Raw genomic sequence first — 13892 nt, 5'->3', positions numbered from 1 at the left:
CGGTCAGCCTCCCGCGCCCTGGCTGGTGACCGACGGCTCGCCGGTCGCCGGCTTGGGCACGCCGATCGGCTTGCCGTCCGGCATCCGGATGTACGCCGGCTCACCGGCGTCCACCAGACCCAGCCGACGGGCCTCGGCGGTCAGGTTCCCCGGCGCCTTGGCGTCGGCGATCTCCTTGTCGAGCTGCTGCTTCTCCAGGTCCAGTCGGGCCTGCTGCTGCTGCAGCTTCTCCAACCGGAACGCGTTCTCATTAATCTTGGTGTTGACCGCCAGGATGCCGAACACCCCGCCGACCACCAGCACCACGATCAGCGCCGCGAACGGCGCGCGCGGAACCGACACCGGTGGCGGAGGCGCCACCCGCAGCCGCGGCGAGCGGGCTGCCGCCGTGGCGGCCGCCTTCTCGGCCGGACGCAGCGCGGCACTGCCCTGGGTCGGGAACTCGCGCGCCCCCCGGGCGCGAGTCTCCCCCTGCCGACTCACTCGATCGATGCGTGGCGTACCGTTTTCCACGCGCGGAGCTCGCTCCGCCGCGGTCCGGCCCCCCGACCGCGGTGCGCGCTGCCCGCCGCCGGTGACGTCCCGGCGGTCGCGCTTGTCAATGCTCATGTCCCTCCCCCTCAACGTCCGTCCCTCGCCGGTCGCGGCGCCCCTGACCCCCCACGGATCAGGCGGACCCCGTGCCCGGTTGGTGCATTCCCTTCACCCGTCGGCGAGACCGTTCGCGGTCGGTCCGCCCCTGCTCTGTCGCGTTCGGGTCAAGTCGCTCCGCGGCCCGCAACCGCACCGAAGCGGCGCGCGGGTTCGCGGCGACCTCCGCCTCCCCGGGCAGTTCGGCGCCCCGGCTGAGCAGCCGGAACGTCGGACCGGACCCGGGCAGCTCGACCGGGAGGTCGACCGGGCCCTTACTGCGGACCCGGTCCGCGAGCGCCGCCTTGGTGAGCCGGTCCTCCAGCGAGTGGTAGGACAGGACCACCATGCGACCGCCCACGGTCAGTGCGTCGAGCGCGGACGGCAGCGCTGTCTCCAGCGCTGCCAGCTCTCTGTTTACCTCGATCCGTAAAGCCTGAAACGTTCTCTTTGCCGGGTGCCCACCCGTTCGTCGGGCTGGTGCCGGAATCGACTCCCGGACCAGCTCGGCCAGGCGCGCCGACGAGGTGATCCGGGCCCGTTCGCGCTCCCGGATGATCGCCGAGGCGATCCGCCCGGCGAACTTCTCCTCGCCGTACACCCGCAGCACCCGGGCCAGATCCGGATGGCCGTACGTGTTGACCACCTCTTCGGCGGTCGTCCCCCGCGTCTGGTCCATCCGCATGTCCAGTGGCGCGTCCTGCGCGTACGCGAACCCGCGGTCGGGCGCGTCCAGTTGCAGCGACGAGACACCCAGGTCGAACAGGATCCCGTCGATGCCCGGATAACCCAGCCGCTGGAGCACGTCGGGCAGCTCGTCGTAGACGGCGTGCTCCAGGTGCACCCGGTCGGCGAACCGCGCCAACCGCACGCGTGCGTGGGCGAGCGCCTCGGTGTCCCGGTCGAGCCCGATCAGGACGGTCTCCGGATGCGCTTCGAGCACCGCCTCCGCGTGACCGGCCAAGCCGAGCGTCGCGTCGACGTGCACCGTCCGGCCGCCTCGACCCAGCGCGGGGGCCAGCAGCTCGAGACACCGCTCGAGCAGCACCGGCACGTGCGTGCCGCGCAACTCCCCCATGATGACCCCCACTGGTTGAAACGTCCGTTCTTCTCGCGCGCCTGCCGTGGCGACGGCGCTCCCGTCGTACCGCCAGATCCCCATCCGCTCCCGCCGGACACCGACTTCCGCCGGATTCCTGGATCGTGCGCCTGGCACCGGGGAAGTGATGCCAGGAACTCGAAAGCGGCTGGAGATCTCGCAGTACGTCGGGCGCCGTTCCGCCCTACAGACCGCCGGGCAGCACCCCCTCCTCGATGTCGGCGAAGTCGTCTTCGCTCTCGGCGAGGTAGGTCTCCCAGGCGACCTTGTCCCAGATCTCGACCCGTGTGCTCGCGCCGATGACCACCAGGTCCCGGTCGAGCGCCGCGTACTCACGAAGATGCGCGGGGATCGTCACGCGGCCCTGCTTGTCCGGCACCTCGTCGTGCGCGCTGGCGAAGAAGACCCGGCTGTAGGCCCGGGCCGCCTTGTGCGTCATCGGCTGCGCGCGTAACTGCTCCGCGATCCGTTGGAACTCGGGCGTCGGAAAGACATAGAGGCAGCGATCCTGCCCTTTGGTGACCACGACACCCCCCGCCAGCTCATCCCGGAACTTGGCCGGAAGGATCAACCGGCCCTTCTCGTCCAGGCGCGGGGTATGGGTGCCGAGAAACATCGGCCCAACCCCCTCGCCCTTGAGCGGCGTTCGCGGCGCCGCTGACCCCCCGGGCCGGTGAGCCCTCCCGGCCTCACCATTGGGCCCCACTCTACTCCACTTCCCTCCACCTGCAACCAGATTCGCCCGCGTGGCGCGTCCGGTCCGCGCGTGAAACCGCACGTCACAGGGGGTGGAGCGGAGTGGAGGGCCGGCCCGGCCGCCCGGCGTGGTCCGCTTTCCGACATTGATCGACTCCGTCCGGCCGAGCGCGCGCCGACCTCCCGCCGGGATGCCACGGCCGAACGGTTCACCGTCGGCGGCGATCTGGCGAGGTCGGCGGTCCGGTAACCTCGCTCGCGTGACGGACGCGAAAATGCCCCTACGGGCCAAGGTGGCCAGCTCCGTGTCACGGACCGCCGCGGCGCTCTCCCGGGCCGCCGGCCGTGGCGACGGTTCGGTGATCGGCGGGTGGATCGGATTGAAGATCGACCCGGACCTGCTGGCGCACCTGTCGGCCGGCCGCGCCATCGCGCTGGTCTCCGGCACCAACGGCAAGACGACCACCACCCGGTTGACCGCCGCCGCGGTCGGCGTGCTCGGCCGGGTCGCCACCAACTCGTTCGGCGCCAACATGCCCAGCGGGCACACCTCGGCGCTGGCCAAGGCCGGCAGCACCCCGTACGCCGTGCTGGAGGTCGACGAGCACTACCTCGCCCAGGTGCTCGAGTCGACCGAGCCGCACGTGGTCGCGCTGCTCAACCTCTCCCGCGACCAGCTCGACCGCGCCAAGGAGGTCGCCATGATGGCGCAGCTCTGGCGCGCGGCCCTGGTCCGGCACACCGACGTACGGGTGGTGGCCAACGCCGACGACCCGATGGTGGTCTGGGCGGCCACCCCGCCGGCCGACCCGGCCCGCGGCATCAACCCACCGCACGTGACCTGGTTCAGCGCCGGCCAGCGCTGGCACGACGACTCCTGGGTCTGCCCGGAGTGCGGCTCCACCATCGCCCGCTCCGGTGAGCAGTGGTGGTGCACCGGCTGCGCGCTGCGCCGCCCCGAGCCGAACTGGGTCGTCGAGGACGAGGGCGTGCTCGACCCCACCGGGGCCTGGCACAAGGTCTCCCTCCAACTACCCGGCAAGGTCAACCTGGGCAACGCGGCGACCGCGCTGGCGGTGGCGGCCGAGTTCGGCGTACGCCCCGTCGACGCGGTGAGCCGCCTCGGCATCGTGACCTCGGTCGCCGGCCGGTACGCGCAGGTCGACCGGGACGGGCGCAACATCCGGCTGCTGCTGGCCAAGAACCCGGCCAGTTGGCTGGAGGCGTTCGACATGGCCGACGAGGCGCCCACCCTGCTCTCCATCAACGCGCGTGACCCCGACGGGCTGGACACCTCCTGGCTGTTCGACGTCGACTTCGCCCCGCTCCGCGGCCGGCAGGTGTTGATCACCGGTGACCGGGCATACGACCTGGCGGTTCGGCTGGACGTCAACGACGTGCCCTTCCAGCACGTCCGCACGTTCGACGACGCCGTCCGGTCGGTCCCGCCCGGCCGGCTCGAGGTCATCGCGAACTACACCGCGTTCCAGGACATCCGAGCGGAGTTGGACCGTGTCAACTGAGAGCCTGCGTATCGTCTGGATCTACCCCGATCTGCTGTCCACCTACGGCGACCGGGGCAACGCGCTGATCCTGGCCCGGCGGGCCCGCCAGCGCGGCATGCCGGTCGAGGTGCTGGAGGTCCGCTCCGACCAGCAACTGCCGTCGACGGCCGACATCTACCTCGTCGGCGGCGGCGAGGACGGCCCGCAGGCGCTGGGCGCGCAGCGACTCATCGCGGACGGCGGTCTGCACCGGGCGGTCGCCCAGGGCTCGGTGGTCTTCGGTGTCTGCGCCGGTTACCAGCTGCTCGGGACGTCCTTCTTCGCCAAGGGTGTGCAGTGCCGCGGCCTGGAGCTGCTGGACCTGCGGTCGGACCGGGGCGAGAGCCGGGCCGTCGGCGAGTTGGCCGGTGAGATCGACCCTCGGCTGGGCCTGCCGCCGCTGACCGGTTTCGAGAACCACGGTGGCCGTACCCACCTCGGCCCGGAGGTCGCCCCCCTGGCCCGCGTCACCGCCGGGATCGGCAACGACGGCGCCACCGAGGGCGCCTGGCGCGGCAAGCTGCTCGGCACCTACTCGCACGGTCCCGCGCTGGCGCGCAACCCAGCCCTGGCCGACCTCCTGCTGCGCTGGGCCACCGGGGCACACCAGCTCCCGCCGCTGGACGACACCTGGCCCGACCGGCTCCGTAACGAGCGCCGCTCAGCGGTGGCCGCCGCCCGGGCATGATCCGCGCTGTCCGACGGCTGCTCCGGCAGCCGTCGGCCGCTCGGTTCGCCCTGCTGGTCGCGCTCATCGGCGGCTGCGGGCTGCTGCTGCTCCTGGCACCCCGCCCGGACCCGGCGCGGCTGCCGGCGCTCGCCGACCAGCTGGGCGACCTCGCCCCGGTGGCGGCGATCCTCGGCGGCGCGCTGCTTTTGGTCGCGCTGGTCCCCCGCACCTTCGTGACGCTCGCCGCGGGCGCGATCTTCGGCCCTCTGGAGGGTGCCGCGTACGCCCTGGGCGCCGCGTTGGTGGCCGCGGCGATCGGGTTCACCGTGGGCCGGCTGCTCGGCCGGGAGTTCGTCGCCGAACGGGTACGGGGTCGGTTGGCCCGCCTCGACGGCTGGTTCGCCCGGCAGAGCGTGTTCGGGGTGGTCACCGTCCGGCTGCTGCCGATCGCGGGGTTCGGCCTGGTCAGCTACGGCTACGGCACGACCGGCGCGCGGGTGTTGCCGTTCCTGGCCGGCAGCGTGATCGCCTCCGCGCCGACCGCGTTCGGCTACGCGGCGATCGGCGCGGCCGTCAGCTCCCCCGGGCACGTCAACTGGTACGCCGCCGCCCCCGCCAGCCTCGGCCTGATCGCCAGCCTCGTGCTCGTTCACCAGTGGTGGCGCGCCAACCGCCACCGCCGCCAAACCTGACCGGGTCGATCATGGAGTTGTGGTGGGGATCAAACCCCTGCCAAGGGGCGAACCCGGCACCACAACTCCATGATCGACCCCGGAGGGAGCCAGCGGGGTCAGCGGGGTTACACGACCACGGAGACCATGCGGCCCTTGACCACGATGACCTTGCGGGGTTCCTTGCCGGCCAGCGTCGCGGCCACCGCCTCCAGGGCCGCCGCGCGGACGGTCTCGTCGGCGGCGTCGGCGGGCACCTCGACGCGTCCCCGGACCTTGCCGTTGACCTGCACCGGGTAGGTCACCGTGTCGGCCACCAGCAGCGCCGGATCGGCCACCGGGAAGTCCACGTACGTCAGCGAGGTGTCGTGACCCAGCTTGCGCCACAGCTCCTCGGCCACGTGCGGGGCGAACGGCGCCACCATCAGCACCAGCGGCTCGGCCACCTCACGGGGCGTCGCCGACAACCCGGTCAGCCCGTTGGTCAGCTGGATCAGCTTGGCGATCGCGGTGTTGAACCGGATGCCGTCCATGTCGCCACGGACCCCGTCGATCACCGTGTGCAGCAGCCGTCGGGTCGCCTCGTCGGCCGGGTCGTCGGTGACCCGCAGCTCGCCGGTCTGCTCGTCGACGACCGCCCGCCAGACCCGCTGCAGGAACCGGTACGAGCCGATGACCGCGCGGGTCTCCCACGGGCGGGACACCTCCAGCGGGCCCATCGACATCTCGTACACCCGGAAGGTGTCCGCGCCGTACGCCGCGCACATGTCGTCGGGGGTCACCACGTTCTTCAGCGACTTGCCCATCTTGCCGTACTCGCGGTTGACCACCAGGTCTTCCAGGTAGTACGCGCCGTCGCGCTCGACGACGTCCTCGGCCTGCACGTAGCTGCCCCGCGAGTCGGTGTACGCGTACGCCTGGATCATGCCCTGGTTGAACAGCTTGCGGAACGGCTCGAACGACGACACGTGACCCAGGTCGAACAGCACCTTGTGCCAGAACCGCGCGTACAGCAGGTGCAGTACGGCGTGCTCGGCGCCACCGACGTACAGGTCGGTGCCGCCGCAGTCGCCCTCGCCGCGCGGACCCATCCAGTACCGCTCGTTCTCGGCGCTGACGAACCGCTCGGTGTTGGTCGGGTCCAGGTAGCGCAGCTCGTACCAGCAGGAGCCGGCCCACTGCGGCATCACGTTGGTCTCGCGGGTGTAGCGCTTCGGCCCGTCACCCAGGTCCAGCTCGACCTCGACCCAGTCGCGGCGACGCGACAGCGGGGTCTCCGGGTTGGAGTCCGCGTCGTCCGGGTCGAACGTCTTCGGGGAGAAGTCGTCCACCTCCGGCAGCTCGACCGGCAGCATCTCCTCGGGCAGGGCGATCGCCGCGCCGGTCTCGTCGTACACGATCGGGAACGGCTCACCCCAGTAGCGCTGCCGGGAGAACAGCCAGTCCCGCAGCCGGTAGGTCACCGCGCCGGTCCCGTGCCCGTTCGCCTCCAGCCACGCGATGATCGCCGCCTTGGCGTCGGCGACCCCCAGGCCGTTCAGGTCCAGGCCGCGCTCGGGCGCGGCGCTGTTGATGGCCGGGCCGTCCCCGGTGTACGCCTTGCCGTCGAAGCCCTCCGCAGGCTGCACGGTCCGCACGATGGGCAGCTCGAACACCTCGGCGAACGCCCAGTCCCGCTCGTCCTGCGCGGGCACCGCCATGATCGCGCCGGTGCCGTAGCCGGCCAGCACGTAGTCCGCGATGAAGATCGGGATCTGAGCGCCGGTGACCGGGTTCGTGGCGTACGCGCCGATGAAGACGCCGGTCTTCTCCTTGGAGTCGGACTGCCGCTCGACGTCGGTCTTCGCGGCGGCGGCCTTGCGGTACGCCTCGACGGCCTCGCGGGGGCTGGCGTGCCCACCGGTCCAGGCGTCCCGCGTGCCGTCCGGCCAACCAGCCGGCGCCAGCGCGTCGACCAGCTCGTGCTCCGGCGCCAGCACCATGTACGTGGCGCCGAAGATGGTGTCCGGTCGGGTCGTGAACACCCGGATCGGTGCCCCCGCCGTGGCGAAGTCGATGTGCGCGCCCTGCGAGCGGCCGATCCAGTTGCGCTGCATCAGCTTGATCGGCTCGGGCCAGTCCAGGCTGTCCAGGTCGTCCAGCAGCCGGTCACCGTACGCGGTGATCCGCATCATCCACTGCTTCAGGTTGCGCTTGAAGACCGGGAAGTTGCCCCGGTCGGAGCGGCCGTCGGCGGTGACCTCCTCGTTGGCCAGCACGGTGCCCAGGCCCGGGCACCAGTTCACCGGGGCCTGCGAGACGTACGCCAGGCGGTGGTCGTCGACGACTCCGCGACGCTCGGCGACGCTCAGCTCGGCCCAGGCCCGGCCGTCCGGGGTGGCCCGGTTGCCGCCCTCGAACTCGGCGATCAGCTCGGCGATCGGGCGGGCCCGGCCGGCGTCGCGGTCGTACCAGGAGTTGAAGATCTGCAGGAAGATCCACTGCGTCCAGCGGTAGAAGTCGGTGTCGATGGTCGCCACCGAGCGCCGCTCGTCGTGCGCCAGCCCCAGGCGGCGCAGCTGCGCCTTGTACCGCTCGATGTTCTGCTCGGTGGTGGTCCGGGGGTGGGTGCCGGTCTGCACGGCGTACTGCTCGGCGGGCAGCCCGAACGCGTCGAACCCCATGGCGTGCAGCACGTTGTGCCCGGCCATCCGCTGGTAGCGGGCGTAGCAGTCGGTGCCGATGTAGCCCAGCGGGTGGCCGACGTGCAGGCCGGCGCCGGACGGGTACGGGAACATGTCCAGCACGTACAGCTTCTCCGCGCCGGCCCGGGGGTGGCTCGGGTCGGCCAGCGGGCCGGTCGGGTTCGGCGCGTGGAAGGTGCCCTCGCGTGCCCAGGTGTCCTGCCAACGCGTCTCGATCTCGTCGGCCATGGCCGCGGTGTACCGGAACGGGGGGATGTCGCCCGCCGGTGCGGCTGCCTCGCTCATCGTCTCTCCTCGCTTCGCTTCGCTTCGTCTCGGCACCGCCGGGCCGGACCGGCGGCGGGCACAAAAAAGCCCCTCGCGCAGGAGGGGCCGCCGTGCTGTCGCTGCGTTCAGCGCATCAGCACGGCCCGGTAAGAAGCAGGAAGACTCCGGCCATGCCCGGCAGTGTACCGCGTGCACAGTTCCGCCTGCCGACCACCGGGCGTGTTCGACCCGTTCCCCCTAGCTGGCGAATATCGGGGCGTAACCGGCGGACTACCTGCGGGGGTCGGCGATAACGACAAACATGGTTAGCCTGAGAGGCCAGTGAGATTCCTGCGGCAATCGAGGCTCGACGTCGCGAACCCAACGGCGGGTCCAGGTGCTCTCTACAGAGCTGCCGTGACGGCGACGAGGAGGAGGCCCGTGACACAACAGACCTGGGACGAGGTGGGCGGCCTGTTGCCGCACGACGAGTTCCGCGCCGCCAGCGAGGCCATCGTGGCCAACATCGAGCAGGTCATCGAGGGCAAGACCGCCACCGTGCGGCTGGCCCTGGCCGTGCTGCTCGCCGAGGGCCACCTCCTCATCGAAGACGTCCCCGGCGTCGGCAAGACCAAGCTGGCCAAGGCCCTCGCGCGGTCCATCGACTGCACGGTCCGCCGGATCCAGTTCACCCCCGACCTGCTGCCCAGCGATGTCACCGGCGTCAGCGTCTACAACCAGGAGACCCACGACTTCGAGTTCCGCCCCGGCGCGGTCTTCGCCAACCTGGTGGTCGGCGACGAGATCAACCGGGCCTCGCCGAAGACCCAGTCGGCGTTGCTGGAGTGCATGGAGGAACGACAGGTCACCGTCGACGGCGTGACCTACCAGCTCCAGACCCCGTTCATGGTCATCGCCACCCAGAACCCGATCGAGATGGAGGGGACGTACCCGCTGCCCGAGGCGCAGCGCGACCGGTTCACCGCCCGGATCGCGATGGGTTACCCGGACGCCGGCGCGGAGCTGGCGATGCTCGACGGGCACGGCGCCACCGATCCGCTGCACGAGCTGCGTCCGGTCTCCGACGCCGACATGGTCCGGCGGCTCATCGCCACCGTCCGGCAGGTGCACGTCGCGGACGCGGTCAAGCAGTACGCGGTCGACCTGGTCACCGCCACCCGTGAGGCCCACGACCTGCGCCTCGGCGCGTCCCCCCGGGCGACGCTGCAACTACTGCGCACGGCCCGGGCGGTCGCCGCGCTGGAGGGCCGCGACTACGTCCTCCCCGACGACCTGCAGGCCCTGGCGGTGCCGGTGCTGGCGCACCGGATCATCCCGACCGCCGACGCGCAGCTCGCCCGGCGCACCACCGACGCGATCGTCTCCGAGCTGGTGCACCGGCTGCCCCTGCCACACGACCGTCAGCGCAACCCGTACGACACCCGGCCCGCCACCGGCAACGGCCGCGCGCCCTACGAGCCGCGGAGGCCGTGACGTGCGTGCCGGGCTGCGCGGGCTGACCACCCGCGGGCGCTCGTTCCTGGCCGCCGCGGTCGCCGCGGCGGTCTCCGCCTTCATCCTGGGCGAGAAGGACCTGCTCCGGGTCGCCCTGTTGCTGGCCATCCTGCCGTTGCTGGCCGCTGCCTACGTGGGCCGCAGCCGCTACAAGCTGGCCTGCAACCGCTCGCTGGACCCGCACCGGGTTCCGGTCGGGGCCAACTCGAGGATCGTGCTGCGCCTGCAGAACCTCTCCCGGCTGCCCACCGGCACCCTGCTACTGGAGGACCGGCTCCCCTACGCGCTGGGCAGCCGGCCCCGCGTCGTGCTGGAACGGCTCGGCGCGCACCAGGCCAGCTCCGTGGCGTACACGGTCCGCGCGGACGTGCGCGGTCGCTACGACGTGGGTCCGCTGGTGGTCCGGATGACCGACCCGTTCGGTCTCTGCGAACTCACCCGCTCCTTCCCCAGCACCGACCACCTCACGGTCATCCCGCAGGTCACCCCCCTGCCGTCGGTCCGGCTCCCCGGGGAGTACGCGGGCAGCGGCGACAGCCGGGCGCGTTCGGTGGCGGTCCACGGCGAGGACGACGCGGCGACCCGGGAGTACCGCCGGGGCGACGACCTGCGCCGGGTGCACTGGAAGTCCACGGCGCGCACCGGCGAGCTGATGGTGCGCCGGGAGGAGCAGCCCTGGGAGAGCCGCGCCACCGTCGTGCTGGACACCCGGGCGTACGGCCACCGGGGTGACGGGCCGACGGCGAGTTTCGAGTGGGCGGTCTCGGCCGCCGCGAGCATCGCCGTACACCTGCGCCAGGCCGGCTACAAGCTGCGCCTGGTCACCGGCTCCGGGGTCGACGTGGACGCCTCGGAGGGCGGTGGCGACGGCGTGCTGCTCGACCATCTGGCCGAGGTGCGGTTGGACCAGCGGGCCGACGTCACCGATCTGGTGCAGCGGGTGCGGCAACGCGCCGACGGCGGGCTGATCATCGGGCTGTTCGGCGCGGTGAGCATCGCCGAGGCCGAGCTGCTGGCCGGGCTGCGCGGCAACGGCGCGACCTGTGTCGGTTTCCTGTTGGACAGCTCCACCTGGCTGAGCCTCCCCGAGAAGGCCCGCGCCGAGGCGGAGCACGCGCACGGCGCCGCCGTGCTCACCATGGTGCGCAGCGGTTGGCGCGCGATCGGCGTCGACCACGGCAGCCGGCTGCCGGCGCTGTGGCCGCAGGCGGGCCGCGGTTCCCAGGGCTTCGCCCTGCGGGCCGCGCTGGCCGAGACGGTCGCTGGCCGCGTCCGATGAACGGAAGGTCCCCCTCATGATCGCCAGCCGGAACACCGGTCTGGTCGCGGCCGCCGCGACGCTGCTCGCCGCCGCGCCGCTGTCGGCCATCTTCCAGACCTGGACGTGGCTGATCCAGTGCGCGATAGCGGTCGCCGTGGTGGCCGGGGTCGCCGCGCTGACCCGGCTCGTCCGCGCGCCGCTCTGGGGCCAGGTGCTCGGCATGCTGGCCGCCCTGCTGCTCGCGCTGACCTGGCTGTTCCCGAGCGGCAGCGAGCTGGTGGCCCTCCTGCCCACGCCGAGCACGATCGGGCACTTCGCCGATCTGCTCGCCGGTTCGGCACAGGACATGCGCTCGTACGGCGTCGAAGTCCCGGACACCGATCCGCTGCTGTTCATCACCGTGCTCGGCGTCGGCGGGGTGGCCGTGCTGGTGGACGTGCTGGCCGTGGGACTGCGCCGGCCGGCGCTGGCCGGACTGCCGATGCTCGCGATCTACTCGGTGCCGGTCGCCGTCTACGTGGACAGCGTCCCCCCACTGCCGTTCGTGGTGGGCGCCGCCGGTTACCTGTGGCTGCTGGTGACCGACAACATCGACCGGGTACGCCGGTTCGGGCGGCGGTTCACCGGCGACGGCCGGGACGTGGACGTGTGGGAGGCGTCGCCGCTGGCGTCCGCCGGCCGTCGGCTCGCCGTGGTCGGCGTGGTGTTGGCCGTGGTGCTGCCGCTGGCGGTGCCCGGCCTGAGCGGTGGGCTGCTCGACCGGATCACCGAGGGCACGGGTAACGGCACCGGCAACGGTCGGGGGGTGGGTGGCTCGTCCGGCCGGATCGACCTGTTCGCGTCGCTCGCCGGCCAGCTCAACCAGTCCGAGGTGGTCGACCTGGTCAAGGTGACCACGTCGGAGCAGAGCCCGTTCTACCTGCGCTACGCGGTCGCCGACGAGCTGCGCCCGAACGGTTTCCAGGCCCGCGCCGCGAGTGGCCGGCCGGTCAACCGCGATCTGCCCGATCCGGGCGAGCGGGTCGTGCCGGGGGTGCAGCAGGCCGAGTACCGGGCGACCGTCGAGGTGACCAAGAGCCTCAGCATGTCCCTGATGCCGGTGTACGCCGAGCCGGTGCGCACCCAGGACCTGAACAGCAACTGGTTGTACGACACCAACCAGCAGATCGTGTTCTCCAACCGGGAGAGCTCGCGGGGGCGTAAGTACTCGTTCGACTACATCCGCTCGACGTACACCCCGGCGACCCTGCGGGCCGCGAAGACGCTGCCGGCCGAACACCCGCTCCGCCGGCAGCAGACCGCCACCCCCGGGCCGGTGCCCGAGGTGGAGGAGCTGGTCCGGGGGCTGATCCAGGGCAAGCGGACCGACTACGACCGGGTGCTCGCCATCTACCAGCACTTCTCCGCGGACAACGGGTTCACGTACCGGTTGAGCACCGCGAGCGGCAGCAGCGGCCAGGACATCGTGAACTTCCTGACCAACAAGGTCGGTTACTGCCAGCAGTACGCCGCCGCGATGGCCTGGCTGGTCCGGTCGGCCGGCATCCCGGCGCGGGTCGCGTTCGGGTTCACCAACGGCAGCAGGCGCGACGGCGACACGTACACGCTGACCAACCTCAACCTGCACGCCTGGACCGAGGTCTTCTTCGACGGGATCGGCTGGGTGCCGTTCGACGCCACCCCGGCGTCCGGCGTTCCCGGCTCCACCCGGTCGGCCTGGGCACCGGACACGGACGCCCCCGAGCCGTCCACTCCGGAGGCGGGCGCCACGGACAGCCCGAGCGGCGCGGACTCGTCGGCCGGGCCGACCGGCCCGGACAACGCCGACCGGGACACCGACTCCGGGCTCTCCCTGGGGGATTCGCGGCCGACCGAGCAGGCCCCGGTGTGGCCGTGGTGGGTGGCGGCCGTACTCGCGCTGGTGGCACTGCTGGCGGTGCCGGCACTTCGTCGTCGGGCGCTGCGTCGGCGGCGGGCCGGCCGGGCGGACGTCGCGGCTGCCGCCGCCGCCGTGGGCGACGGGCCGCCGACCGACGACGCGCGCGTGATGGTGGTCGAGGCGGACCCGGGTCGCGCTCGCGCCGACGCCCACGCCGCCTGGGCCGAGTTGCTCGACACGCTCGTCGACTACAAGGTGCGGGTGGACCTGACCGAGACGCCCCGGGCGACCGCGGACCGGCTGGTCCGGGACGCTCTCCCCGACGACACCGAGGCCATCGGCGGGGCGCGGCTGCTCGGCCGTGCCGAGGAGCGGGCACGGTACGCGCGCGCTCCGCTGACCGGTGAACCGTTGCCGTCCGCGCTCCGCGCGGTCCGTGGGGCGCTCGCGTCCCAGGCGGATCGACGGACCCGGCTGCTCGCCGCCGTGCTGCCGCCCTCGGTGCTGCTGCGCTGGCGGATCGCACTGGCGGACTCCTCCGGCCGCCTGGTGGCGCTGACCACCCGGATGCGCTACCGGCTGCTGCGCTGGAACCCGCGCCGGTTGCTGGCCGATCGGGCCGCCCGCTGACCGACGCCCGCAAGCGCGCTGCGGCGGCGCCCCGGCCCAACGCCGGGCGCCGCCCCCAGCCCTCAGCCCTCAGCCCTCAGCCCTCAGCCCTCAGCCCTCAGCCCTCAGCCCTCAGCCCTCAGCCCTCAGCCCTCAGCCCTCAGCCCTCAGCGATCTTGCACTTTCTGTCGCGACATAAGGGGTATCCCACTCATACGGACGACAGAAACTGCAAGATCGGCGCGATCACGGAGGGACGCGCGGCGCGAGCACGGCGACGCGGCGCGAGCACGGCGACGCGGTGCTCGGGGCACGGCGACGCGGTGCTCGGGGCATGGCGGAGCGACGGCGGCCACCGGGGTCATCCCGATGGCCCGCTCGTCGCGGT

At 72.4% G+C, this 13892-nt stretch carries 10 protein-coding genes; 6 read left to right on the top strand and 4 right to left on the bottom strand.

What is annotated here, in order from left to right:
• Window positions 1-3: 3 nt before the first annotated feature.
• The 3 genes from ABZ272_RS09595 to mraZ form a co-directional block, all read right to left on the bottom strand.
• The gene (locus ABZ272_RS09595) at window positions 4-609 is read right to left on the bottom strand and encodes a hypothetical protein (protein WP_355049460.1); all 606 of its coding nucleotides are present in this window, start codon (window positions 607-609) and stop codon (window positions 4-6) included.
• Window positions 610-667: 58 nt separating this feature from the next.
• The gene (rsmH, locus tag ABZ272_RS09590; protein WP_355049617.1) at window positions 668-1708 is read right to left on the bottom strand and encodes a 16S rRNA (cytosine(1402)-N(4))-methyltransferase RsmH; all 1041 of its coding nucleotides are present in this window, start codon (window positions 1706-1708) and stop codon (window positions 668-670) included.
• Window positions 1709-1913: 205 nt separating this feature from the next.
• Window positions 1914-2345: a division/cell wall cluster transcriptional repressor MraZ gene (gene mraZ / locus ABZ272_RS09585; RefSeq protein ID WP_355049459.1), complete on the bottom strand. Its 432-nt coding sequence runs from the start codon at window positions 2343-2345 to the stop codon at window positions 1914-1916.
• 355 nt (window positions 2346-2700) lie between these two features.
• Between mraZ and ABZ272_RS09580 the strand changes: the two genes are divergently transcribed.
• Genes ABZ272_RS09580 through ABZ272_RS09570 form a run of 3 tightly spaced genes read left to right on the top strand, consistent with a single transcriptional unit; the run spans window position 2701 to window position 5331 of the window.
• Entirely contained in the window at window positions 2701-3948 is a 1248-nt protein-coding gene (locus ABZ272_RS09580) for a MurT ligase domain-containing protein (RefSeq protein ID WP_355049616.1), read from the top strand.
• A complete protein-coding gene (locus ABZ272_RS09575; RefSeq protein WP_355049458.1) occupies window positions 3938-4657 on the top strand; it encodes a glutamine amidotransferase in 720 nt (239 codons plus the stop codon). Before ABZ272_RS09580 ends, ABZ272_RS09575 begins: the two co-directional genes overlap by 11 nt.
• On the top strand, window positions 4654-5331 hold the full coding sequence (locus tag ABZ272_RS09570) for a VTT domain-containing protein (RefSeq protein ID WP_355049457.1): 678 nt from the start codon (window positions 4654-4656) through the stop codon (window positions 5329-5331). The genes ABZ272_RS09575 and ABZ272_RS09570 overlap by 4 nt, the downstream gene beginning before the upstream one ends.
• Window positions 5332-5438: 107 nt before the next feature.
• Here the strand turns inward: ABZ272_RS09570 and leuS are convergent, their stop codons facing one another.
• Window positions 5439-8279 (bottom strand): leucine--tRNA ligase, encoded by a 2841-nt coding sequence (gene leuS / locus ABZ272_RS09565; RefSeq protein WP_355049456.1) that lies wholly within the window; start codon window positions 8277-8279, stop codon window positions 5439-5441.
• A 402-nt stretch (window positions 8280-8681) separates the two neighbouring features.
• Between leuS and ABZ272_RS09560 the strand changes: the two genes are divergently transcribed.
• Genes ABZ272_RS09560 through ABZ272_RS09550 form a run of 3 tightly spaced genes read left to right on the top strand, consistent with a single transcriptional unit; the run spans window position 8682 to window position 13525 of the window.
• Window positions 8682-9734, top strand: coding sequence for a MoxR family ATPase (locus tag ABZ272_RS09560; RefSeq protein WP_355049455.1), 1053 nt, complete (start codon window positions 8682-8684; stop codon window positions 9732-9734).
• Between the two features lies 1 nt (window position 9735).
• Window positions 9736-11034, top strand: a complete 1299-nt coding sequence (locus ABZ272_RS09555; protein WP_355049454.1) for a DUF58 domain-containing protein — start codon at window positions 9736-9738, stop codon at window positions 11032-11034.
• A gap of 16 nt (window positions 11035-11050) precedes the next feature.
• Window positions 11051-13525: a transglutaminaseTgpA domain-containing protein gene (locus ABZ272_RS09550; protein WP_355049453.1), complete on the top strand. Its 2475-nt coding sequence runs from the start codon at window positions 11051-11053 to the stop codon at window positions 13523-13525.
• Window positions 13526-13892 lie beyond the last annotated feature (367 nt).

It is taken from the genome of Micromonospora sp. NPDC005979, from assembly GCF_040614415.1.
Taxonomy (GTDB): domain Bacteria; phylum Actinomycetota; class Actinomycetes; order Mycobacteriales; family Micromonosporaceae; genus Micromonospora.
The sequence above is the reverse complement of the archived record's forward strand: the minus strand, read 5'-3'. Positions and strand labels throughout refer to the sequence as shown.